The sequence below is a fragment of the Chryseobacterium phocaeense genome (assembly GCF_900169075.1).
Lineage (GTDB): Bacteria > Bacteroidota > Bacteroidia > Flavobacteriales > Weeksellaceae > Chryseobacterium > Chryseobacterium phocaeense.
This window is the reverse complement of sequence record NZ_LT827015.1, coordinates 2,855,794-2,880,543: the sequence shown is the minus strand read 5'-3', so window position 1 is coordinate 2,880,543 and position 24,750 is coordinate 2,855,794. Positions and strand designations below refer to the sequence as shown.

Here is a 24,750-nt window from a genome sequence, read left to right as displayed (position 1 = left end):
CAGATTAAGCCGATTTTTATGTTTGATTTAGAGATCAGGAGTTTTTACATCTTCTTTCCTGCAAATTTATTAAGCTTCATGCTGATGGAAAACATAATATATCGCTTCAGGATCAGATCTTCACGGTCTTCAAAATACGCATTGGAAATGGTTCTTCTTACGCTCTGGTTCTGGTTCAGAACGTCATAGATTTTCATTTTTGCCGTAAACTGTTTATTGAAGAAGGAATACCCCAGACTCGTATTCCAGAAATAGAAATCCCTCTTGAAGCCGGGAGCAATATTGGAATTGGTATTGTATTCAAAATCGTTTCCGAAAACCAGCCTGCTTTTGAACAGGTAATTGGTAAGTTCCAACTTCAGGGCCTGGCTGGCTGTATTTACATCATCAATGCTGTAATTGGTATATTTTGAGAAATTATAGCCCAGTCTGTAAGAAGGTTTTATGGTGAATTTATCCTTTAGCTCATAGGTAAGATTGATCCCCGGATTCAAGCTGTAGGAGTCGCTGGTATAGAGCTGCCCATTAATATACCCTTTGTTGTAATTGTACTGCATATTGAATCTTGGGCTGATGGTCACCTTATTGTCTTTCCATTTAAAGCTTTTGCTGAAACCTCCTCCTGCATTGAAGTTCTTATTGCCGCTGATATTGTCATAGGTAACAAGTTGTTTTCCCGAACTGTCATACTTTGAATAATTCACAACATCATTATCCCTGTAAGTAAATCCGATGTTAAAATAATAACTCATGTTTTTCACCATATTGTAATTATTGAAATAAAGATAAGTATTGTTGGTCCATGTATTTTTCAGGTCAGGATTTCCGGTATAGGTAATTAGGGGATTAGAAGTATCTTCGTAAGGAGTAAGTTGCTCTGCTCCCGGAATATTAAAATCAGCATAATTAAAAAGGCTCAGTCTTTTATTTTCAGAAAGTTCGTACTGTATATTCAGGTTATATCCGGGAAGGACAAAGCTTTTCTGAAGGCCATAGTTCTGGCCGTTAAAAACAGAATTCACCTTCATATCCGAGATATCAAGATCCAGGGATGCCCACATATTCAGTTTCTTCTTATTCAGTTGAAAAGAAAGTTCGGGAGTAATTTTATTGATTTTCTGTCTCATGCTGTTGGACAAAGCGGTATTGTATTCCGAATACTGCCCGGTCGCCGCATCAAAATCATTCACATCCCGCAGATCACTTGAAGTATTGGAGCTGTAGTTCATTTCAAAACTAACGGAAGCAGAATCAGAAACGGGTTCCGTATAGCCGGCTGTGAAATTGTACGTATTGTTCTGGCTTTTATTTTTAGCGAGCTGGTTCCTGTTATCACTCGGATCACTGCTTTGGTAAAATACAGTTTCAGAGCGGTTAAGGTTATCCCTTTTGCCTTCAGAAATGGTTCCGCTCATCTGGGCATTGACGGAACGTCCCTTTTTTCTGAATTTCTTTGAAAAATAGATAGACGGATTGAATGAATTATTCTCAGAATCCGTACTGGTATAAGAATCACTTTCGTTCAGGAGTGCATTGTCTCTGAAGGTGGTCGATTTTGAATTATTAAAGCTGAAACTTTTAGAACGGGTAAATCTTGGTGAAATATACACACTCGTGAGAGAATCCAGCCGGATCTTTGCCGAAGTATCAAAACTGTACTGTTTGTTTTCGCTTTCTCCATTGGTTTCGGAATTGGTTTTCAGGGTAAATTCCGGCAGCAGGGTAGTTCTGGAAACTTTGGATCTTGTTTCCATGTCAGAATCGGAATGCATTAAGCTGAACGTATCCAGATCTGCATCTTTTCCAAACTTATCGCTGTAATTGAACCCAATGGTTGTTGATCTCTGGATTCCTTTGCCACCGCCACCGCCCTGGGTGTAATAAGTAGTATTTCCTACCGTAGAAACCGAACCGCCCTGCATCATCCACGAATTACGGCCATTCCCCATACTGTCGAAAACCTCATCGCTGGAAAATCCCTGGGAATTGATGTTATTGGAAGAGGCGAGAAGGCTTATTTTGGTATCCTTTTTAAAATAACTTACCAGCCCGCTGCCCTCATAACGCTGATCAGAACCGTATCCCAACGTGAGCCTGGAGATGAGTCCTTTATTTTTCTTTTCATCAATATTGAAATTGATGGTGGTATTATTGGATTTTGCTGTCTTTCCGCTCAGTTCTTCCTCTTTCGTTTTTGTTGTCGTAAACTGGATGTTTTTAATGATATCAGCCGGAAGGTTTTGCAGGGCGATTTTGCCGTCTTTATCGAAGAATGGCTTCCCGTTGATCATGATCTGGTCCACTTCCTTTCCATTAACGGTGATTTTCCCGTCATTGCTGATTTCCACACCGGGAATCTGCTTCAGAAGTTCCTCAATTTTACTGTCGGGACGTACTTTTATGGAAGAAGCATTAAATTCGATGGTATCTTTCTTGATCTTTACCGGCGAAACGCTGATTTTCACCTCGTCAATATTGGTCACATTGCCTTTTTCCAGGTCAATATCTCCCAAAGAAAGGGACTGGCTTATTTTGTCGAATTTTTTAGAATAAGATTGTAGTTTTTCGGCGTCTATTTTTAGCAGGGATGGCTCGTTCTGACTGTCCGTTTTCAGGGAAAATTTCCCTTCTTTGTTGGTCGCCGTATAATTGATGATGGATGAATCTTTTTCTTTGAGAAGATAAACGGTAGCATTTTCTATTGGTTTTTTATCCGGGTCCGATACCTTTCCGTCGATATGCAGATTTTGGGCATGCAGTAGAAAAACCGTACATGCCAGCATCAGCATCGATAATACTTTCTTCATTAAATATTTGTTTTTTTATAAAGGCGTAAAAGTATAAAAAAAACATCCCTGTTTAGGGATGTTTCGTAAATATTTTGCTGAATATGTAATTATTCGATAATTAAGCTCTTAAGTATCTTGAATAAGCATAACCTTCCTGACCGTCATCGGTTTTTACTTTCCACCAGTCATCAGAAGTCTGCTCAATAAGGGTTACGGATGAACCTTTTGCAGCTTTTCCTACTACAGCAGCCTCGGTAGAAGGCTCCTGTCTGATGTTCAGGTTAGAATCTTCTGTAGCTACTGTTAAAGCAGCACCGGAAGCTAATCCTGCAACCTGTACATCGATGTTGATATCTGAAGCTGAATATGTAGAATCAATGGTTCCCAAAGCATTCCATACCGCATCTTTTGCAGCTGTATTGGAAGCACTTCCTGAAACATAAAGAATACCATCCTGCTCCTGAACCTGAAGGTTAGAAATTCCTGCAGACTGTGCCGCTGAAACTACGCTTGAATATTTATCTTGTAATGTGCTCATCTTAAAATTATTTTACCACAAGGTTATTGTTATACTTTCCGATTTTCAAAGCATCTACAGATTCTTTGATTTTTCTTGCCTGAAGACCTGAAACATTTCCTGTAAGCGTAAGCTCTCCATTTACAACTTCTACTTTTACAGAAGGGAAATCTTTAACAGCGTCCTGAACTTTTTGCTGAACGGCAGGATCCACGGCAGATGCTGTTTCCACGGGTGCAGTTGCAACAGGAGCAGCGATAGTAGACATATCCATTACTTCTTTTACTCCGTTGATTGCTTTTAGTTTTGCGATCATGGCATCTTTAGACTGCTGGTCAGCGAAGGTTCCGCTTAAGTGGGCTACTCCTTCTTTAACTTCTACAGAAGCATTGGGATTAGAAGTTACCACTGTTGTAGCCTGAGTTTGAAGATCGGCATCAGAAACTTTCTTTTTGCATGAAACCGCTCCAAAAGACACAGCTACAGCTAATGCAGCCATTGCGATAGTTTTTTTCATAGTTGTATATTTATAATGTTGTTAATACAATCAAATGTAATAATAAAATTTGTACCAAAAGAATAAAAACTCAATAAATGTTTTTTTAATTTTTTGCAATATTTTCAAAATCAGGGATTTAATTTTAATGTATTACAAACTTAATCCTGGCTTAATGTAGTAAGGACAAAATAGTATACCAACTGAAAAACTATTATATTTGTGCGAATTGAACTATATATATGAAAGGACAGAATAAACTTTTTATTGCCATCATCGTTGCGCTTCTTCTGGGAGTAGCCATTGGAGGGGTGGTACACACCCAGTACCCTGAAAGTGCAGAACCATTTTCCAAAAATATCAAACTGTTGGGTACCGTTTTTATCAGGCTCGTACAGATGATTATTGCGCCGCTTGTTTTTACTACACTGGTAGTGGGAATAGCCAAAATGAGCGATATAAAAATGATTGGAAGGGTAGGAACAAAAGCAATGCTGTGGTTTATTTCAGCTTCCCTGGTTTCTCTTTTCATAGGGCTGATGCTGGTCAACTGGCTGGAGCCGGGACATGTAACCAAACTGCCGATTCAGGATGCCGCAGCAGCGGATGACCTTCTGAAAAGCAGTAAAAGTTTCTCTATGGAGGACTTTGTGAAACATATGATCCCTAAAAGTTTATTTGAAGCCTTTGCTACGAATGAAGTACTTCAGATTGTGGTTTTCTCTATTATGTTTGGAGTGGCGCTGGCCAATCTGGGGGAAGAATATTCACAACCGGTGGTTAAGCTTTTTGATATTATCGCACATGCCATCCTTAAAATGGTCGGCTATATCATGTGGTTTGCCCCGCTTGGGGTTTTAGGTGCTATTGCAGCAGTAGTGGCAGTTAACGGATTTAAAATATTTACAGTCTACGCTATTTATCTCAGAGATTTCTTCTTTGCTTTAGCGGTTCTTTGGCTGGTTCTTCTTCTGGTAGGCTACCTGATCCTTGGGAACCGTCTTTTCGAGTTGCTTAGAAGAATCAAAGCTCCTTTGCTGATTGCTTTCTCTACCACAAGTTCAGAAGCGGTTTTTCCAAAACTGGTGGAAGAGCTTGAAAGATTCGGATGTAACAATAGAGTCGTGTCTTTTATCCTTCCTTTAGGATACTCATTCAACCTGGACGGAAGTATGATGTATATGACGTTTGCCTCTATCTTTATTGCCCAGATTTATGGAATAGAAATGGAGCTGGGTAAGCAGATCACCATGCTTCTTGTTTTAATGCTTACTTCAAAAGGGATTGCTGGGGTGCCAAGAGCTTCTCTTGTAATCATCGTGGCCACCTGTACCATGTTCGGAATTCCGCCGGAAGGGATTGCTTTGATCCTGCCGATTGACCATTTCTGCGATATGGGAAGAAGTATGACAAATGTATTGGGGAATGCGCTGGCAACTTCAGCCGTTTCCAAGTGGGAAGGACAGCTTGAAAATACACCTCAGGAAGTTTAATCATTCATGACAGAACAATATCTGGACAGCCATAAAGAGGAGATTCTCCGGAAAGGCTTCACGGTAATCAATACGGTTTTTTCTGATGATGAAATTGAAAAAATCACAGAAACCATTCAAAAGGCAGATACTTCAGCAGAAAATTTCAGAAAATCTGAAGACCTTTTTGCGGTAAGACAGTTTCTGAAAGAAGTTCCGGGGGTTAAAGATCTTGTAATGAATGATGCTGTTAAATCCATGATCAGAACACTTTTTGGAGAAAGGTATTTCGTGGTAAAAAGTATTTATTTTGATAAACCGGAAACCTCAAACTGGTATGTTGCCTATCACCAGGATCTCACCATTTCAGTTGATAAAAAGCTTGAAATACAGGGCTTCGGGCCATGGACGACAAAGAAAAATCAGTTTGCCGTCCAGCCGCCTTTACCGGTTCTTGAAAATATCTGCACCATCAGGATCCATCTCGATGATACCGATGAAAATAACGGGGCGCTGAAAGTGGTTCCCGGTTCACATGCCAAAGGAATCTACAGACCCGAAACTATTAACTGGGATGTGGAAACCGAAGAAATATGCAACGTAGAAAGGGGTGGTATTATGATTATGAAACCCTTAACGCTGCATGGCTCCAACAGAACCACAGACGGCAGAAGAAGAAGGGTGATCCATATAGAATTTTCCGATATGGAGTTGCCGGATGAATTGCAATGGTCTGAGAGAATGAATTGATAAGACGATATATCGCAATGAATAAAAAATGTTTTAACCCGATCAGCATAACAATATTCAATATGATGTTAAAAAAATACTAGTATCAGAAATGTCATGCTGAGCGTATTCTATAAAATACATATAAATGGTTTAAAATCAATCAGTTTTGAAAATTATCATTTTGAAAGTGTCTATATTTGTGTCAATTGAAACAAAAACCGCTAAAACTATTATAAAACTTTTTGCGGACATTTAAAACTTTCTTAAATTAATTTTACTCCAAAAATATACATTTAAAATAAAATTCAAAAATAAAATCTTTCTACTGGAAAACAAATAGAGCGATCAAATTATCACTCTATTCTATAAAATTACTGCTTATTTGTATCAATTTCAGAGTAATTTAATCTAACCTTGGACTTGCTATCTTTGAGTAGACACCAAAATTAATTTCCTAAGCTCTACATTTAAAGTAAAGAAATAAAATAATGTACAATAAAGAATTTAGAACTAAACAATAGAGTTGTTGGAGGAACGTAATTGTAGTATAGATTCTCTTGCGGGGGAACTTAATATCCACCCTAATAGTATAAGGCGTTGGAAAAAAGATTATTTATCAGGAAGCCTCACCACATTAGGCTTATCATAGCTTACCATTCTTTAAAAAAATAATATTTTTGCATAATAACTTAACTTACAAGATGATTACATATATTAAAGAGGGTGATATTTTTAATTTGCATGGAGTTTATAATTTTGCTCATGGTTGTAATTGTGCTGGTGCTATGGGAAAGGGGATAGCATTACAATTCAAAAAAAAATTTCCACTCATGTACCAAGAATATAAAATTTTATGTAAACAGAAGTTGTTCTTTTTAGGGGATGTATTTATTTATAATTATTCAAATGGGATAATTTTTAATCTTGCAACCCAATCAAATTGGAGAACAAAAGCAGACATTAATGCTATTGAAAATGCTTTAATTAAGATGTTTTCATATGCATCAGAAAATAATATTTTTGAAATATCCATGCCGAAAATTGGAGCAGGATTAGGCGGATTAGATTGGAACGAAGTTGCTTTCGTGATTGAAAAAGTAATTGGAAATTACCCCAATATTCATTTATTTGTAGTTGAAAATTATTGCGGAAACTAAAATAATAAAGCCCCAATTACATGGGGCTTTATATTACTTGTTATTCCAAATTTCATCAAATTCGTCCTTAGTAATAAAATCAGAATCATTTAAATCCAGGTCTTTAAAAGATTGATCGTATAACATAGATTCGCCTTGTTGAGGATATTCTAATGTTAAAAACACTTTTCCTTTAGGATTAATTTCAATTTGTCTGATAGCTTCTTCATTTTGGAAATGCATATAAAACCATATATTCTCTTCTTCCCAAAATTTTTTCACAAATAATTCCTGCATATTTTTAAGTTTAATATTTAAGGTTTAAAAGTTGAAGTCCCGTGATTTACAATAATCCCGGTTAATGGAAGACTATTTGTATTTGGAATCAAAAAATTATTAGGAGCATTTTTTACAACATTCAATCCTCGAACATCTATTTCAATAAAATGAGTAATACTTTTTGTATTCCAGGGAACACCAAATAGCCTTCTTGAAACCTGTCCTTTTGTTAATTCATTTGAGGCCAAATCTGTAAAATATTGACCTGCTCCATGTCTTGCATTTTTCACACCAATAGATGGTAATAGTTCTCCCGATTCCATAATAGCTTTATATCCTTCTTCGGATGTATAATGTATTAATGTATTAGTTTCAGCTTTAGCAGCTATTGCTTCCGCCTTTGCAATTGATGCTTCCGCCTTTAATACTTCATCCGCTGCATGTCCCCTGGAAATAATAATAGCTAAAGCACCAACCGCCATTGCTGCATATTTATTTTCAGGTTTTACATTATTTGCTAAATAAATGGCTGCTACATCCCAAAGAAGTCCATCCATCATCTGAGCAGAACCGTTATGCAAGACAGGCTTAAAATTAGCAGGTAATGGAGGTGCGTAGTTACCCGAAAGACTAATACCTGATGAAGTTCCGATTCCACTATAGCAAAGCGTACAATTATTAGGCAGAATTGATCCAAGATTATTAGCTATTGCCCTAATTGGAGCATTCACTACCACTTCACCTACGTCAATTGGATTGGTCACTGTTCCTATTGGTTTTGGCTCATCTGGTTCCCCACTTGCAAGCTCACCTTGTAATCCTGTAGGATCTGCAAACATTACGGGATTATTGTAAGCATATCCATAAGGATCAAGCGTTGATGCACTTAAAGGATCATGCTGCCCGAATATTCCTACATCCGGCATATAAAACCTTGCGTTCAGATCAACCCAGCCCGTTTCCTGCTGCAATTCCTGCCCTAAAAACTTATACTGATACCCGGGAGTGCTATTACTTGTTGTGGAGTGGGCTCCAAACTCTAATCCAAAAGGATAATAATTGGTTTCCCTGTCTACCGCTGCATTTCCAAAACTATCTTTATAATAAGACAGGCGGATATTTCCCAGGTGATCTGTATAGTTGTAAATATACTGATTATTTTCAAAGCTGAAATACCCTTCCGAAGTTGGCACAAACTTTAATACATCATTCACATACTGGAAACCATCCAGATAATCTGTAGTGGTAACCGACTCCATATTTGTTCTGCCGGAGCCAAAGGTGTACACTTTTTTAAGCTTGATTCCATCTGCACTGTAAAGATATTTAGTATTCACATTGTACTTTACATCCGGGTTGTCACGGGATCTGTATTCCTTATTGAACCTTATCTGGCCAGGGAGGCTGAGGTAGTTGTAACCGATCTCCAGAATCCCTTTATCAATAAGATTGGTCATATTCCCATTATCATCGTACGAAATAGGAGCTCCCGAAACATCAGGATAGCCAAAGTAATTCCCGGAAACATCTGTGATGGTATTTGTCCTGCTTCCCGAATAGGTATAATTTAAATTATCAATAAGTTCTGCACCAATACCGGATGCATTTCTGTTTCTTTTAAGATTCTGGATCTTACCGTTCAGGTCATAAGCAATAGTCTCATTGTAAAAATTATTCACGGGAACAGAAGCGCCCGGCTCTGAATAAATACCGCTCTTCAGTCTGTTCAGAGGGTCATACTGGTAGGAATACCTTTTAAGCCCGGTGTTGCCCGCTGCCGCCCAATCTACCTCTGTTATATTCCCGTTAAACTTCCCCGCAGATAATGAGGTATTAACCGGGTTATTGTATTTCAGCTCATATCCAAAAAGCTTTCCGCTCAGGTTGGAAGGGTCATTCATTTTTGTTACCCATCCTCTGATATTGTATTTATAATCAATATTTTGGAGGTTTCCGCCTACTTTTTTACCTGTCAGCTGGGAGAGTTCGTTATAGGTATTTTCAGACAATAGCTGCTCCTGCTGGCTATTCACCTGATGCCACTGCTTTGAAAGTCTGTTTTGATTGTCATATTCAAAGCGCTGCTTCACTACTGTTACAGCCTCACCTTCTTTTCTTTTATGGGAAGTCACAGATCGTAGAGGTACTCCTGTAAAATCCAGCTCTGTTTCCACCTGGGTATACCCCCCAAGATGATTGATAGAATAGGATCCTATCTCTCTCCCTTTAGTATCATACCAGGTGTAATTTTTTGTCCAGCTGTCATTTTCAATATTTTTAACCAGATTCATCACAGGAAGCCCTTTGGTGCTTCTTCCCTCAACAGAAACCGCAGTCAAGACAGATTTGCCAGTTGGGAAAGAAGGATTGAAGCTATAACCGGGAATGCTGTCATAATAATTTATGGATAATAAAGTAACCCATTTGGTGGAATTCGGATAGGTATTGTCAGGGTTTCCATAATATACAGGCATACCCTGTCTTTCAAAAAGAGCAGTATCAAGCCTGTTTACATTGTTTGATCCCAATCCGTCAACTATTTTCTGTTCTGTAGTTCTCAGTCCGCCTGTTCCTATTCCTGTAATGGCAGTTCTGCCCAGTTGGTCATATTTGATATACAGCCATTGTCCTTTCTTTTTTAATTCGGCATCCTGAGTAGCCACCAGCCTGTCCTGCCTGTCATAGACCATATATTCCCAGCCCTTACCGGGAAACTTTTTTCCTACGAGCCTGTCCTGATTATCATAATGGTATTGGTAGCAGAAATCATCCAAAACAGCAGGACTGATTACATTTCCTGCAGTTTCCATAGCTTTTACTCCTAATGGCAGGATAACAAATACCTGCTGACCGTATTCATTGTAAACATAGTAAGTATCTGCATTCTGTGATCCGTCATTTTTCCTCGCTAAAATAATCTGTCCTTTGCCATTAGTGTATCTGGTAACTTTATTGCCGTCTTCATCGGTAATGGTATTTTTATACAGGGTCCCGGCTTTATAAAATCCCCCGGAAGCGTAGGCCGTATTTTCATCAGAAACACTGGGAACGGGATTGCTTACGGCAACGCCTGAAACAGTGGTCCATGAAGTATTCACCATAATTTTTTTAACCTCAGAAGCATTATTGGTTCCATAGGTATATTTTATCGTCTTTCCACTTCCCATTTTCCAGGGTTCCCCCGGAGCAGCCTGCTCTTCTAATCTGTTTAGTGGGGAATTTTCAATTTTCTTTTCCCTGTAATAATTGGAAGCATTGCCATATACGGTTATTGCTCCTGTGATGTCAGGTGAGGGGAAGATTCCTCCACTGTTCGTATTTTGTTGGGGTAATGGCAGCATATCTTTTACCTGCCTCCCAAAAGCATCATATTCCACAGGAATCACCAGGTCTTTTCCGGAAGGGGTTGCCTTTACAGCAATGTTCTGCTTTGCCCTCCCGAGACCATCGAGATATTGTACTTCCTGTATTTGTTTTGCAGTACCGCTGGAGGTAGTCACAGGTTCCAGATAAGTCCTGCTGTAGGTATAATTTTCTGTCTGTGTCAGATTCTGTGCCGTTAAGGACAGTACAGTACACAAACAGGTTATAATGGATAACCAATATTTTTTCATAATGTGTGTTTTATTGTTTGTAGTTATACTGAAGTTCTTTCAGAATGTTATTGTTGACATCTACCACAGACTGAAGCCTGCCGGCAGCGTCATACTTGTAAAATTCTCTTACTCCTGTAGAGGGCGTTACACTGGTTACCCCAATCAGCGGATCATAGGTATAAGTAGTAATGCTGAATCTTTTAAAAGCATCCTGATTCCTGAAGGAGTCCATGGCATTGATTAACAGGCTTTCTTTGACCGCATCTGTATCATCATTGGACTTTGCAATAATGTCTGCGGCAAAGCTCTGTATTTGCTGGTAAGTAGCTCCTTCTACTCTGGCAATAGGTAGTGTATTATTATATCCCCAGATAATGGCTGTAGGAAAGCTTTCTTTAGTAGTATACTGTAATACATTTCCCTTGGTGTCATATCGGTTATATGTTATGCTGTTCTTTGCTGATGAGGTATTATCCTTGTCGAATTTCTGAACAGATACCGGAAGGATCAGGTTATTGGTTAATGTATTCTTAGCATATACTGTTTTTGTTTTAGAAATTGTTTTACCATTTTCTTTTTCTTCTGTCTGAAGGGGAACACCGATCATATTAGCAGTAATCATTTCTGAATTGTTTTGCTCTATGGCATACTGATAAGAGATTTCCGTAATGCTTCCGTCCGACATTGTTGCTTTTTTAGAGGTTACCTGATGATGACTCATACTACCTTTTTCAGTATCAATATATGCCACCTGAGTTGGTAACCCATTAATGTATTCTGTTTTTATTTTTTGATAATTATGTATCACACCTCCATAAAAAAATGCTGTTCTGAAAACGTTTGAAGATTGGTTAGACGGGTCCGATGGTCCATTCAAATATTTACCAAATTTATACATAGGTACACTCTTGGTATAATGAGACAATATGTAATTTGAAGGAGCTTGTGCAGGTGGTGCTGGGGTTAACTCCGTAAATGGTGCATTTGTACCCATACTGCCATCATAGCTTTTATAAAACCTGTAAGGAGACATTTCTTCTCCCGAAAAATGATATTTATTGTCCAAAGTCTCTACAATTTTCCCGGTAGAATCGTAACTTGTAGTTTTTAGATTCAGGCCTCTGGCCCAATCCATGTCATCTGGTAAATGGTAAGGAAATCTATAATACTCTCCACCATCCGAATAATTACTGAAATTGTATTTCTTTGACCATAATATAGAATCATCTGCTGACAGAAAAGATTCGGTCACTTGAGAATAACCTACCTGGCCTGCATTATTAAAACTCGACATAGGCTGTATTCTATTTGATAACTGCCCTGCCACCAATGATATATTTCCATACTTTTTAATGACACACATGTAATCGGGAATTCCCAATAATTTTCCAGATGTTATTCCATTATCCAGTGTATACGTAAATTTTCTCTTTGTAATTCTTCCGTTTTCTTCCGTCTCAATTCTGGAAATCCTCCTTCCTCCTCCTATAAAACTGTTGAGAGGTTCATTTGATTTATATTCTTTCCAACGTAAAGTAACTGAAAACGGGTTAGTCTCATAATTTTCAGAATCAGCCAGGGTAAAACCAGGGTTAGAAACTTCTAATCGGTAATTCCCACTTTCCAGCGGCGGATTGATCACCTCTGTATTATTCCCCTGAGTAATATTGTAAGTCATTAAAACAGAGCCTGTGTTTCTGTCAAAACGATGAAGCCGTACCTTTGTTTTACAATCTGATGTTTCTATGGCTGTACAGCCTGGGCCTAATGTTGCCGTGTAAAAAAATTTATTTCCATAGACTGTCGGGATTTCAAATTCTTTAACGTATTTACCTAAAACCTGGCTTCCGTTATTTAAAACAAAATTATTGGCTGCTTTTGCAAGTGCGGTTGATTTCTCATCATATAAAACTGTTGAAGGATTTGCTAAAATGAAACTTGAAAAATAATTAGGAATCAATACAGCATTATCTTCATAATAGAAGTTCTCGCTTCCTCCTGTAGGGTAAATTACTTTTGTCAGTATTCCAGCTTGTGAATAATTACCGGATACATCTCTGTTTCCAGTCTGAGCATTCATAAAGATATTCATGCTGTTAGATCTTCCATTATAGTACCCCCAATGGTCAATAGAATTGGAATGCCGGTTAGGCAACTGCATTGGATTATATTCAAATTTATAAGACGAAATAATGCTTGTTTCTCTCCCTATTTCATTAATTTGATTTAAAAATAACCGCTTATCTGATTTTTGATCTTTGCTAAGTATGACGGAATGAATATTATTATGATCTCCATTACCTAACCGATACGTCTGAATAAAAGCAGTCTTTTTGATCTGAGTCCCTTTACCGTCTTTGAGGATTATGCTGTTTAATACTCTTCCTCCTTCTAAGTCTTCACGTTCTGCAGTACTATATATAAAATCTAATGCCCCCTCAAAAAAACTAATATTTTGAAGCATCTGCTGGGTCGTTTTTGTTGTGCTAAGCAATATAGAACCAACATTATCTCCTTTATTTAAATCTGATTTTGAATAAGTAGTAACCTGCTCAGAGGCATAATTAAACAGGCAGCTTCTTTTTTGTGTTTTTATTTCCTTCAGATGCCATGCTGTTTTATAACCATTTTCTTCTGATTTAGGCGCATCTGCTATTATTCCTGAGCTTACAGAAGTAACAACATCATAAGCTGGGTTAGCATCTGATGAATCTTTTCCAAAATAATACTTAACACCAAATTCATCTGTAATAACAATTCTATTAATCCTATAATTTGCTGAATTAATACCTTCGTAATCAATATCCACTTTCCAATCATCAAAACTTTGTAAAACAGCTTTTTTTGTAACATTGTCAATAACAAACTTTGCTGATTTACCGAGAAAATTGATATAAAATAAATCAGGATCTTCATCTACAGGGGTGTCAGAACTTGCTGAGCCAGCATTATCACTGCTTAATTGCTGACGTAAACCAGGATTATTTTCAAAATCTGCATTGTAAGAGTATGTAAGATAACCTTTGTTGTATTCATCGGGCCGCTGTCTTACCTGACGGGTAATTAATCCGCCTGCACTTAAGCTCCACCCCGCTCCAACAGATGAGGCGATCTCCCCTACACGAATTCCTTTAGTATCATATTGTATTGAAATAGTTAACGGAATATCTCCAGAGGTCAATGAAAATAACGGAATTCCTACTCTGGCTGAGCCTCTGTAATAGGAAACCGGACTTTCTACAAACTTGGCAATAGATGTAGCATTGGGAGAAGGAGGGAGAATTTTAGGAATATATTGAGCATTAATATTTGAAACCAATATCAAAATTGCTCCCAGAGATATAATTTTTCTTTTCATTGTGTTTACTTTTTAATCAGTTTAGCATTCGCTGTTTTATTGGAGTCCGTTTTTATCGTCACCAGATAAGCCCCCTGAACTAAATTCTGGGTATTAATCTTCGTCACCTTATTCTTAGTCTTCAAGCTCTGAAGCTGTCTACCACCCATATCATACAATAAAATATCAGCTTCCTTGAAACCCTGCCCTGAGCCTGTCGAAGGGTCAAAGCCTATTTCCACATAAGCATAATCCGAAACTGGGTTCGGATAAATTTTGATGTCCTGCTTTTCAATCAGCTTATTAATCTGGCTGTCTCCCAGCTTTACAATCTTCCAGTTTTCTTTTCCTAACTCCTCTGCACTGGTTCCGGCAAGAATAATTGAGCCATCTCTGTTCAGCTTTATATCAGACAATCTTTCTTCACGTTTTCTGGATTCACCTTTCACATGTTTTCTCCACTGTTCATTCCCATCCTGATCCAGATACAGCATCCAGAAGGTTTCATCATCTGCTTCAGCCCGGCCTTCAGCCTGTGTGTAGCCACCCAAAAGAATTCCTTTGGAAGACTTATCATCCGCGGAGTGCAGTACGCTTGCTCCCATAAGGATGTCCCGGTTCCCAAAATTGTAGGATTTCTGCCAGATTTCTTCGCCTTTTTCATTAAGGGAAACAAGCCATAAATCTGTTCCTTCTTCGATTCCTGCGGTTTTATTTCCGGACCGCTCCGACCGACTTTCACCTGCAAGAAGGTATCCCCTTGATGTTAAGGCCAAGGTTCTTAGATGATCATCTCCGTTTCCGCCAAAGTTCTTTTCCCATTCTAGCTTATTATCTTTCGTAATTTTTACAATCCAAAAGTCTCCTTCCCCATAGTTATCTGTTTTCTTTGAACCGCTTAAATCACTTCTTGAATAGATCCCTACCAATACACCTCCATCTTTAGTAGGGATTATTTTCTCAACTTCATCTAATCCCTTTCCACCTAAAATAAGCTGGGAGAGTTCTTTCCCATTCTTATCCAGTTTAATAATCAGGGCGTCTTTAGATCCATAACCTTTGGCCGAATTCTGAATATTGCCAGCCACAAAGAATCCCATATCTGTAGTCTGTACCACGCTGCGGGCCTCTTCATCTGAAGAGCTTCCCAGTGTTTTCTGCCATATTTCATCGCCAAATTCGTTAAGCCTTATTAGCCATAAATCCGAGCTGCCTTTGGAATCTTCTTTTTTATCCAGACTTTTCGATGAAAAGGAGGTCCCTAAAATAGCAAATCCTCCGTCTTGAGTGGATACAGAAGAGGAAAGATAGTCATGGTTATTTCCAGAGAAATATTTTTCCCAAACCTCTTCTCCCTGCTGGTTAAGTTTAACTAAATGGAAATCATAGCCGCTATTCTGCTTCGTTGCCCCTGAGCTTGTCGAACGGGCGGTCCCCGAGGTTGTAGGTGAATTGTTTCCTGATTGAATGGAGCTGCCTGTGATGAGGTACTGTCCGTCAATAGTCGTTGTAACCTGGCTTAGAAAATCCTGCGTACCAGATTTGATGTCCTTTTGCCAGAGAACCTGTGTTTGCTGGGCGCTAATTATACCCAGTGTGGCGCATAAGAATAATGCACTTAAATAGTTTTTTTTCATTTGTTTGAATTTTGGCGTGAATATAAAAAATATTTATAATTCCACTCATGGGGAAAACCCCATATTTTAATGTGGCTTTTTCGATGGGTTCTGTTAACCCGATAAATACAGTTCTTTCATAATCTGTGGTTTTAAATTGTTATTTATTCTATTTTGTTTCTCTAAGGCAAAGCTAACACAGCACAGCGTCAAAGCATGTCGTATTATATGGCATGATGTGGCAAATTTTTATTTTTTCAGATTAGAATGAGGACAATAGAAAAAGCGTAGGACTATAATCTATTGTAAGAGAGGCACTGTCATACCCAAGCAACAAATAGAAAATAGCCTACGCAGAGCGAAGGCATTACTATTCTTGTTGCTTTTGAAAATTGACAGTTTTCTCCTACAAGAAAAAGCAGATGCTTTTATATTTTTTCGTTAAAATCTTAAGTGCGAAGATAGAAAATATTTGTTGAATAATTATATTTTAAAATCACCACTGAAAGAAATATTCTTTTACTCTGTTTTATTCGTTTCCCATATTGCAGTTAAACAGGTCACTGAAATATGAGATAAAATTGGTTTTCTTTATTTACACGTAACAGATAGGGATATTAATGGATGATGTGTTTATTTCAGGCTGTTTCTTCAATCTGCCTGCAAACCTAAAATATTAAGGAGCCGGGATAAAAAAATTACCGCAGATAAAAGTCTACGGTAATACTGAATAATAAAGTTAGTTGGAAATAGATGCTTTTCAAAGGTAGGTACTTTTTACGGGTAAGAAAACTCCGTAAATTAATTAGAGCTTTGATTCTGTACTTTGTGGAATCTATTAATTAAAATCAAATGTAGATCATTATTCATGCTGTCTGGCTTTTCATCAGATAGGAAAGATAAAAATGAATAAATAATGATGAATAAATGATGATCTGTGAGGCTATTTCATGTAAAATGATTAGTAAATATGCCAGGTCTAAGATTTTAAAAATAGGTACTTAAAAAGTACTTTCTAATTTTTAGGCATTAATTTCGGCATTTTTCCTTTCATTATTTCATTTTAAAAGGGGTTAAATATCGGTTTTCGCTGAAATTGTAACGGTTTATCAGAGGTAAACCGGGTGTAATCGGGTGATTAGTTCCTGTTTTCAATATGAGAATAAAATTAATAGTTAATTATTTTAGATACGCAATTAGGTAAATCTTTAATAACTTCATGTCCCCAAAACCTAAACACATTATATCCCAAATCTTGGAGTCTTTGAGTGTTTTCAATATCCCGGCTTATATTTTTCTCAATTTTGTTTATCCAATAATCACGATTGGATCTGATTTTTTGCTTTTTTTCATCCCATTTATATCCGTGCCAAAATTCACCATCTATAAAAATTATAGTTTTCTTTTTCTCAATAACAATATCCGGCTTCCCAGGTAATTTAGTTACATTTATGCGATAGCGGATACCTAATGCCCATAATGCTTTTCTAAACAAAATCTCAGGTTTAGTATCTTTACTCCTTATTTTACTCATATTTTTTGACCTTTTGGGAGTGGTTTCAAAAATGTACTTTGCCATTTTAGTTAATTTAATATTGGTTCCATAAAACAATCTAAAAATTCTTCTGTAACACCTTTAAGTTTTCTTCTTTGGCAAAGGGCGTAAAGTTCTTCTACAGCTGAATATGCAAAAAATTTTGTGTCAAGATCTTGGAATTGAGGTTTATTCGCCTCTTTTATTACTTTACCACGGTCTTCGTCAGGCGCAACAATTACATACCTTGTTGGGAATGGGGGAAATTTATCTTTAAAATTTTTCATTCTACTTAGTCCGCTTGTTACGCCAGTGGAATGTTCTACTTCCATAACAGCTGGCATTAATTTACCGTTCTTAAACCAGATACAATCAATTAATAATGCAGCCTGAACTGCTTCATCATACGCAGTCATTAACTTTTCGTCCTTTAAGGAAGATATAACACCTTCAAACTCACCAATGCGTTTGTTTTGATATAAAATTCCTTTATCATTTTGTGCGATCCAAGTTCTAAAATTTAATTGTTTGCCAATAAAGTATAAGGCAATTTGAATTTGTGCATGTCTCCTTTGAATATCAATATCTATTTGTTGATGTTGAAAGTCATCAGGCAACACTAACGATTCATAAAAAGCATCTAAGGCTGGAATTTCAGAAATTACAATATCAGTTTCAATTTTAGTTAAAATGCCAGGTTTATGAGGTGAATTGGGTTTCCATACTAAATGCTTGTGTCCATGTTTTATTGATGAATGGCCTCCCTTATTTTCAATTCTTCCAGGATAACAAAAATAAAACTCAGGAGTAAGGGCCAAAAGTGTTTCAAATACACTCCTAGTATTATAACTGGCTCCTAAAATACGGTCAACATTAATTGGCTGATCAGGATTAAAAGCATTTGCAATTCTCCAAATCATTTCGCTTGAAATACTCTCAACTTTTTGTTGAGCCTCTATTTCTCCTATTGATGGATTCCATCTTTTAACTCTAATTGGCCCCTCCGGCAAATCTACACCCTCAATTCTTATAACACCTTTTGTTTTAGGATTTATATAATTGTAGGTTTGTCTTTTGTCTAGTTGATTAATGAATGCTACAAGATTACTTGCTGATAATTTCTGCATGATCTGATTTTTGGTGTTTAGTCTTTTCCACAAATATACTTATAGTTTCTGCAAGGCCTTTAGCAGCTAAGTAAGGTACCCCGTTGCCTATTGTTTTAAACATATTAGACAACGAGATTTGTTCCGGAATAATAAAACCCTTTGGTAAGGATTGTATTGCTAGTGCTTCAGCAGCAGAAATTCTTCTTGCTTTATATGGGTGTAAGTGAACTTCATTATTGCCATAAGCAGCAGTTGGAGAATACCGCCATCGATGAAGTCTTTTATATGATTTTTTTAAATCATCTCCTTCTGGAATTGATTGAAATTTAGTTAGGCCTGCTCTTGGTTGAAAATAATGGCTAGAGTTTGGATGGTTTTCAATTTCATTTTTATCAAACCAATATTGGACTGTAAGTTTTTTTTCAATTCCTTTAGGAGCATTTCTAACTCCATTTTCAAAATAAAGTTCTTGTTTAGGCCAGTTTTTAGATAAAACATCTTGGGCATTATAGATTGTTTTGGCATTCCAATCAAAAGTTTTTAGTAATGACGATCCCTCCAATTCAGCTCCTAAATCTATTAATGCTTTTCTTTTAAATCCTATTAAAATTATCCTTTCTCTATCTTGTGGGACACCATATTCAATGGCATTGATTAGTTTTTCAGTTAGATAATAACCACTTGATAAAAGCTTAATTTTCATTTCATCAAAAAATTCCCTATGTTTTTTTGTTCTGTACAGCCCTTTTACATTTTCAAATAAAAAAAAGTCTGGTTGGTTTTTAATAATTAATTCAATATAAGTTCTGGAAAGTTTCCCATTTTCCCCTTCAATACCTTTATTTTTACCTCCTACTGAAAAATCAGGGCAAGGTGGTCCACCAATGAAACCAATTAAATCAAATTTTTCCTTTGATTCCTCTATATTATTTTTGAGTGCTTGAGTTTTATCATTATTAAGGAATGAACAAATATCATCAGTACTATGGCCATAAATCGGCTTTTTAATTTTTAGCTTTTCCCGTGAAGCTTTATAAACTTCCATAAATGGTTTATGGAATTCATTAACAAAAAGTATTTCAAATCCCTTGGTTGTTTCAAATCCTAAGTCAAGGAAACCTGCTCCGGCAAAAAAGGAAAAAATCCCAATTTTAGTTTCTATTTCTCTATCTGGCATATTACAAAATTACAATTAATAACATAATCTCTTCTTTTAAATTTTATTTTTTTATTAAGTAACAGTATTATCATTGCATTGCTGTTTTTAACGAGGCGCCGTCGTTTTCTATGTCAATAGTTTTTAAGATTCCTTCAATAGCATCAAGTTGTTCGGGTTTAAGGTTTTTAACGGTCTCCTGACTTAATACTTTGCCGTTAATCTGTATGTAGTTATTCTGGTTCTGGATCAGGGTATTGTTAACCGGAGAAGAATTTTTCAAAGCCCCAATACATTCCAGATATAATTTAGCAGCTTTCATATCACCACTCATACCATACTGAAAGACTGTGGTCATTAATTTAAACTGCATAATATGAAACTGTTCCAGATATTCTGCATGATAGGGGCTGTTTTTAAATTCTTTCAGGTGTTTGTGTACAGTCTGTCTGCTAAGATCTGTTTTACTGGCTATTTCAGCCTTTGTAGGCATTCTGTTATTCTCTTTAATAAGGGTTGATATAGCCCACATAATATTAACATGGTTATGCTCCCACATCTGGTTTTTGCTCGCATCTACCATAATAGCCTCAATCTTTTCATAAAACTTGTCTCTTTCTTCACCGCGCAGCGGATTAAACTGTTCTTGGATCATCTCAGAAAGTAATTGCCTTTCCCCAGTGGTAAGTTCTTTTATATCTTCATGGGTAATTTTTTTGAGTTCCAGAACCTGGTTTATTTTTATTTCAGATTCTGTCAACTTCTGTAAACTTTTGGAATTTCTAATAATTGGTTTTTTATCTATTTTCATTGTAGAGTAATTTTAAAATTTAATAGGTAATCTGGAATAAATCAGATCGAATTTTTGGGGTCATTTTTTTTATTGTTTTTAGAGTGATTTTTTCTCATGATGGCTTTTTTCCATTTTCTCTATAAATTATATTTTTTCGCAACGGCTTTAATTTAATACTTAAAAATCGCCTTTTTCTGTTGGATAGTGTAAATTATTATTCAATGTGCAAAACGATCCAAAACCACTTTAATTTTAACTGAAACGGATTTGTTTCTGCGCAATTTTATTTTCTGTTCCAATTGATCAGCAAAACATTTTTTCATTTTTTTCCTTAATTCCGGTTTTGGCTCTTGTATCTCTTATTTCTGTTTCTGCCAGAAAGAGCAAAATTTAAAAACAAAACTTCCATGACTGAATTAAAAAAAGGGTAGTTTGTTTTTTCTCAAAAAAACGAACACGATCTTTTATTATCTTTTTTATTTATCTTTATTAAATACCTTTATTATATATTTTTTTTAAGGTGCTGAAGTTTTGAAAAAATGTTTTGAGGGTTTGCAAACAGTTTGCTGAAATACCTAATTTCTCTTTTTAAGGTGCTGATTTTCTTTTTAAGCTGTTGTGGTGCTGCTGATTTTTAATCCTCTCCAAAACGGTATTGACGGTTGCCTTTTTCTCTTCTTTCAGTAATGCTTTTTTCATGCTGTCTTTTCTTTTCTCCGCTTCATAGATAAGTGATTCTAAGTCAATGTCAAATCCTGCATAAAATCCTTTGGTATATCTTGAATAGTATTGCAGCCCCCAGTTAAGCTGTAATTCTGTTTTTATTTTATCCAGATGATACCTTGTGAAATTGAATCCCTTTAAGGCTTGATATTCTTTTACTGTTTCCTTTCCTGCCATACGGGTAAAAAGAAGCTCGTTATTGGTTTTCACGTACCGTTTTTTTCCAATAATGGATTTAAAGGCTAAAAAAGCAAAGAGGCACTCCCAATGATAATCTGTTTTCTCATTCTTATAAAAATCCCAGAAAATATCCGTATTGAACCCTGTAAATACTTTAGCATTTCTATATTTATCATACAGCCTTATTCCTTCATCCAAAGCATATTTTGGGTTTCCCAATTGAACATTAAGCCATCCTGCAGACCGTTTAAGTCTTTCCTGGTCTGTTTCTTCATATTCGTTCAAATCCTCGATAAGAACAGCATGTCTGTAAATGGAATAACGTAGCAAGTCATTGAGAAAATCTTTTTTGGTTTTCTGGTTGGCCTTTAAAACATTCTGCATGAGATGAACAGGGAAATTGAAATATTTTACATCATATTTTTTGGAAGTCTCCATAGGTTCTAATTTTTAGAAGGTAAAATTAAATCAGTACTACGACAAAATGTGTCGCATTTTCCTATACTTAATAATACCTTTTATAATGGGTTTATTCTGATGACTTATTTCAGCCTGTTTCGAGTCAACAAATCTTCAATCTCGTTTCTCTTAAAATAGATTCGGTTTCCCAGCCCGTAAGCAATCAGGATTCCATCTTTTCTCCATCGGTGTAAGGTACTTAAATCAACCCGAAACATTTCGCATACTTCCTGCCGGGTTAGATATTCCGCAGGTTCTTTGGGTTGAAATTCTTTGGATAATTCTTCTTTAAGTTTAGGGATTAGAGATTCCTTAAGCTCTTCAATAAGTTCTTTAGGAGATGTTCCAATAAATTGTATCTGTGTCATAATTTTATTTTTTATCTTATTTTTAATGACACAAAGTTATCAGTATTGAGAATTGGGGGAGTGCATAATGATTCCCATTTTACTCCCGTTTAATATTGCAGTAGATTTTAATCTGTCTCAGAAATGAGCCTTTTCATTTCTTCTGTATACTGATACGCAGTATACTTATGGGTTTGGTAATCCGGGGATTTCGATTTTAAATTCAACCTGTTTTTATAAACAAACTCTTTTGGATCTGCATCCAGTAAAATTCCAGTGATTTCGTTGATCCTGGTTTCAGTCAAAGTATTGAATATTGGTAGTTCAAAAAAGCCCAATTCCTGCAACAAAGCTAATTTTTGAGGATTTTTATATTTTATTTTATGAGTGTTTACTTTATGGTTTGTATTCTGTAAATCATCGAACCTTTTAAATAAATATTTGGCAATTTTATGATATTCTATATATTCATTCTGCATAAATCCATAATAATCAAATTTAATTTTGTTTTTGTTAATGTATGTGTAATTATGGAGGTAAATACGTGGTAGCTTTGTTAAAAGAAGTTCATTATTAATATCCCCCATATATTTTAGAAATATTTTTAATGCTTCATCAGTTATCTTAGTGTAATCTATTTCTTTTATTTTTCCTTTATCTACTACAATTTCATCCCAGTTTATTAGTTGGGTAGAAGACAAAAACATTTTTTTATGATAACATTTTAAAATGTATTTTTTTATAGCATTTCGTAATATATTTTCTAAAATTGTGGGGGTAAACTGTACTTCAATAAAAGTATCGTATTTTCTTTCCGATAAAGTAAACTTAAAATCTATGGGAGCAGTTTTATAATTATTTATTTGATATTTATTATATAAAATTTCTGCGACAAAGGATTCCTCAGATTCATTAGGATTGTGTTTTAAGTAATCATTTAAATTTCTAGGATAATCATTTTTAAAATTTTCAAAATTATTATACAAAGGAATCTGATATTTATTTGAATTGTCTATTCCTAATAAATTATCCAGTCTTGTCTGTGTATATTTTTTTATAAATGTCTTTTTCATGATCTATGCTATTAATTGGAATTTCAGACTAAAATAAAAATAAAACGCGACAAAGGTTGTCGTATTATAAATTACGTATAATATTGCATAGCAATTTTTTCATGAATGACTGTAGCTCAAAAAATGAAACTAAATTTTTTATTCATTATACGGATAAAAAAGATTTAATTTACTCTGTGAAATTTTAAGATGTTTTCTGCTGTGAAATCTCACGGAATGTTTTTGCAGTTTGCAATGCATGGTCGGATGAGGTTTTTCCAATGTATGATAAAAATGTAGTCTCTGTGCTATGTCCAGTAATAGCCATAATCTGAGGTGTTGTAAATCTTTTGTCTCCATAGAAATTAGTAGCAAAGCTTCTGCGGCAGATATGGCTGCTTATCAGATTGTATTTTTCTGTCTCCTTAAGTTCATTACGTTTTAGTTCATCATTAAAGACTTTACCTTTCATTATCGCGTTAAGCCCCGCAAGCTCGCACACTTTTTTAAGGTGTAGGTTAAATTTAGCTGCGTTGCTATCGTGGGTTGTGCCCCGGAACAAAGGCGGGAAATCACCATTATATTTCTGTAGTATTTCTTCAACCTCATCATGCAGTGGTATAGTGACATGCTTTCCTGTCTTAATCTGGGTTAGCTCTATAAACCGGAAGCTTTCACCCTCCGAATTCGTTTTAGTAAATATCCGGGTCTTATTCATACCCAGAAGATCACTCACACGCTGCCCGGTATAGCAGCCTATGATAAGCCAGTCCCTTGCGTGCTGTAAATCTTCACCTAAAATAGGTGCGCTTTTAATCTGCTCAATTTCCTGAAAATTTAAAAACACCTTTAAAGCGGGTTTGTTTTCAATCACAAAACCGTTGATCTGGTGATGGATGGTCTTTCCGTTATCCCTGGCATCGAGCAGTACAGTTTTAAGGTTTTTAAGGTTTCCTCTTGCTGTGGATTCCATCAGGCCGCCTTCAGCCATAAGCCAGCTGTTAAACTCCAACATTGTTTTTTTATCAATATCAGACAAAAGGTAGGTTCTTTTCTTAAACTTTTGAAAACGGGAAAACTTATCCAGCAAATTGTAGTACTGGTTATCGGTCTTCTCTGTGGTTTTTGTGTCCAGCTTCCTAAGCTCTCTGTATGCCTTTAAATAGTTAACCAAAATATTATCATTGGTGCTTTCATGATCGGTTCTTTCAAAAAAATGATTGATTTTTCCTTTAAGCCAGTATTTATCAAACAAAGCACCTCTTGAAAGGTCATTATTGTACTCATTCAAAACATAGACTCTTAATCCGTTTAGCTGAGAGGTAAGGTTTTTTGTGTGCGGGCTGTTTTGTTTGGGAAGGGAGGTTTTATCACTCCAATCAGTATAATTAATAATGAGCCCTGTTGAATTACGCATTTTCAGTGTT

General features: G+C 36.1%; 19 protein-coding genes. 4 read left to right on the top strand and 15 right to left on the bottom strand.

Annotated features, from left to right (window positions below; translation table 11 throughout):
• Positions 1-44 precede the first annotated feature (44 nt).
• The 3 genes from B7E04_RS19755 to B7E04_RS19745 form a co-directional block, all read right to left on the bottom strand.
• Positions 45-2,807, bottom strand: coding sequence for a TonB-dependent receptor (locus B7E04_RS19755; RefSeq protein WP_080780253.1), 2,763 nt, complete (start codon positions 2,805-2,807; stop codon positions 45-47).
• 100 nt (positions 2,808-2,907) lie between these two features.
• A complete protein-coding gene (locus tag B7E04_RS19750) occupies positions 2,908-3,327 on the bottom strand; it encodes an SH3 domain-containing protein (protein WP_062649215.1) in 420 nt (139 codons plus the stop codon).
• A 7-nt stretch (positions 3,328-3,334) separates the two neighbouring features.
• On the bottom strand, positions 3,335-3,823 hold the full coding sequence (locus B7E04_RS19745; protein ID WP_080780252.1) for a BON domain-containing protein: 489 nt from the start codon (positions 3,821-3,823) through the stop codon (positions 3,335-3,337).
• A gap of 221 nt (positions 3,824-4,044) precedes the next feature.
• On the opposite strand from B7E04_RS19745, the gene B7E04_RS19740 reads away from it, so the two are divergent.
• From B7E04_RS19740 to B7E04_RS19730, 4 genes are all read left to right on the top strand, one after another.
• A complete protein-coding gene (locus B7E04_RS19740) occupies positions 4,045-5,295 on the top strand; it encodes a dicarboxylate/amino acid:cation symporter (RefSeq protein WP_062649211.1) in 1,251 nt (416 codons plus the stop codon).
• A gap of 6 nt (positions 5,296-5,301) precedes the next feature.
• Positions 5,302-6,024 (top strand): phytanoyl-CoA dioxygenase family protein, encoded by a 723-nt coding sequence (locus B7E04_RS19735; protein ID WP_080780251.1) that lies wholly within the window; start codon positions 5,302-5,304, stop codon positions 6,022-6,024.
• 505 nt (positions 6,025-6,529) lie between these two features.
• Positions 6,530-6,655, top strand: coding sequence for a transposase (locus B7E04_RS22710; protein ID WP_394334772.1), 126 nt, complete (start codon positions 6,530-6,532; stop codon positions 6,653-6,655).
• Positions 6,656-6,707: 52 nt separating this feature from the next.
• On the top strand, positions 6,708-7,163 hold the full coding sequence (locus B7E04_RS19730) for a macro domain-containing protein (protein WP_080780250.1): 456 nt from the start codon (positions 6,708-6,710) through the stop codon (positions 7,161-7,163).
• Positions 7,164-7,196: 33 nt separating this feature from the next.
• On the opposite strand, the gene B7E04_RS19725 is transcribed toward B7E04_RS19730, so the two are convergent.
• The 12 genes from B7E04_RS19725 to B7E04_RS19670 all read right to left on the bottom strand — a co-directional run bounded on the left by B7E04_RS19725 (position 7,197) and on the right by B7E04_RS19670 (position 24,740).
• Positions 7,197-7,439, bottom strand: coding sequence for a hypothetical protein (locus tag B7E04_RS19725; RefSeq protein ID WP_080780249.1), 243 nt, complete (start codon positions 7,437-7,439; stop codon positions 7,197-7,199).
• Positions 7,440-7,456: 17 nt separating this feature from the next.
• Positions 7,457-11,035, bottom strand: coding sequence for a DUF6443 domain-containing protein (locus tag B7E04_RS19720; RefSeq protein WP_080780248.1), 3,579 nt, complete (start codon positions 11,033-11,035; stop codon positions 7,457-7,459).
• Positions 11,036-11,045: 10 nt separating this feature from the next.
• Positions 11,046-14,375, bottom strand: a complete 3,330-nt coding sequence (locus tag B7E04_RS19715; protein ID WP_080780247.1) for a hypothetical protein — start codon at positions 14,373-14,375, stop codon at positions 11,046-11,048.
• A gap of 5 nt (positions 14,376-14,380) precedes the next feature.
• Positions 14,381-15,991 carry a T9SS type A sorting domain-containing protein gene (locus tag B7E04_RS19710; protein ID WP_080780246.1) on the bottom strand — a complete coding sequence of 537 codons (1,611 nt, stop codon included), beginning with the start codon at positions 15,989-15,991 and terminating at the stop codon, positions 14,381-14,383.
• 1,147 nt (positions 15,992-17,138) lie between these two features.
• Positions 17,139-17,549: a very short patch repair endonuclease gene (locus tag B7E04_RS19705; protein ID WP_080780755.1), complete on the bottom strand. Its 411-nt coding sequence runs from the start codon at positions 17,547-17,549 to the stop codon at positions 17,139-17,141.
• A gap of 5 nt (positions 17,550-17,554) precedes the next feature.
• Positions 17,555-18,631 (bottom strand): restriction endonuclease, encoded by a 1,077-nt coding sequence (locus B7E04_RS19700; protein WP_080780245.1) that lies wholly within the window; start codon positions 18,629-18,631, stop codon positions 17,555-17,557.
• On the bottom strand, positions 18,609-19,790 hold the full coding sequence (locus tag B7E04_RS19695; RefSeq protein WP_080780244.1) for a DNA cytosine methyltransferase: 1,182 nt from the start codon (positions 19,788-19,790) through the stop codon (positions 18,609-18,611). Before B7E04_RS19695 ends, B7E04_RS19700 begins: the two co-directional genes overlap by 23 nt.
• 70 nt (positions 19,791-19,860) lie before the next feature.
• The gene (locus B7E04_RS19690) at positions 19,861-20,580 is read right to left on the bottom strand and encodes a winged helix-turn-helix transcriptional regulator (protein ID WP_080780243.1); all 720 of its coding nucleotides are present in this window, start codon (positions 20,578-20,580) and stop codon (positions 19,861-19,863) included.
• Positions 20,581-21,150: 570 nt separating this feature from the next.
• The gene (locus tag B7E04_RS19685) at positions 21,151-21,903 is read right to left on the bottom strand and encodes a hypothetical protein (protein ID WP_080780242.1); all 753 of its coding nucleotides are present in this window, start codon (positions 21,901-21,903) and stop codon (positions 21,151-21,153) included.
• Positions 21,904-22,007: 104 nt separating this feature from the next.
• Positions 22,008-22,292, bottom strand: coding sequence for a helix-turn-helix domain-containing protein (locus B7E04_RS19680; RefSeq protein ID WP_080780241.1), 285 nt, complete (start codon positions 22,290-22,292; stop codon positions 22,008-22,010).
• Between the two features lie 107 nt (positions 22,293-22,399).
• Positions 22,400-23,344 carry a hypothetical protein gene (locus B7E04_RS19675; protein ID WP_080780240.1) on the bottom strand — a complete coding sequence of 315 codons (945 nt, stop codon included), beginning with the start codon at positions 23,342-23,344 and terminating at the stop codon, positions 22,400-22,402.
• A gap of 184 nt (positions 23,345-23,528) precedes the next feature.
• Positions 23,529-24,740 (bottom strand): tyrosine-type recombinase/integrase, encoded by a 1,212-nt coding sequence (locus B7E04_RS19670; RefSeq protein WP_165439479.1) that lies wholly within the window; start codon positions 24,738-24,740, stop codon positions 23,529-23,531.
• Between the last annotated feature and the right edge of the window lie 10 nt (positions 24,741-24,750).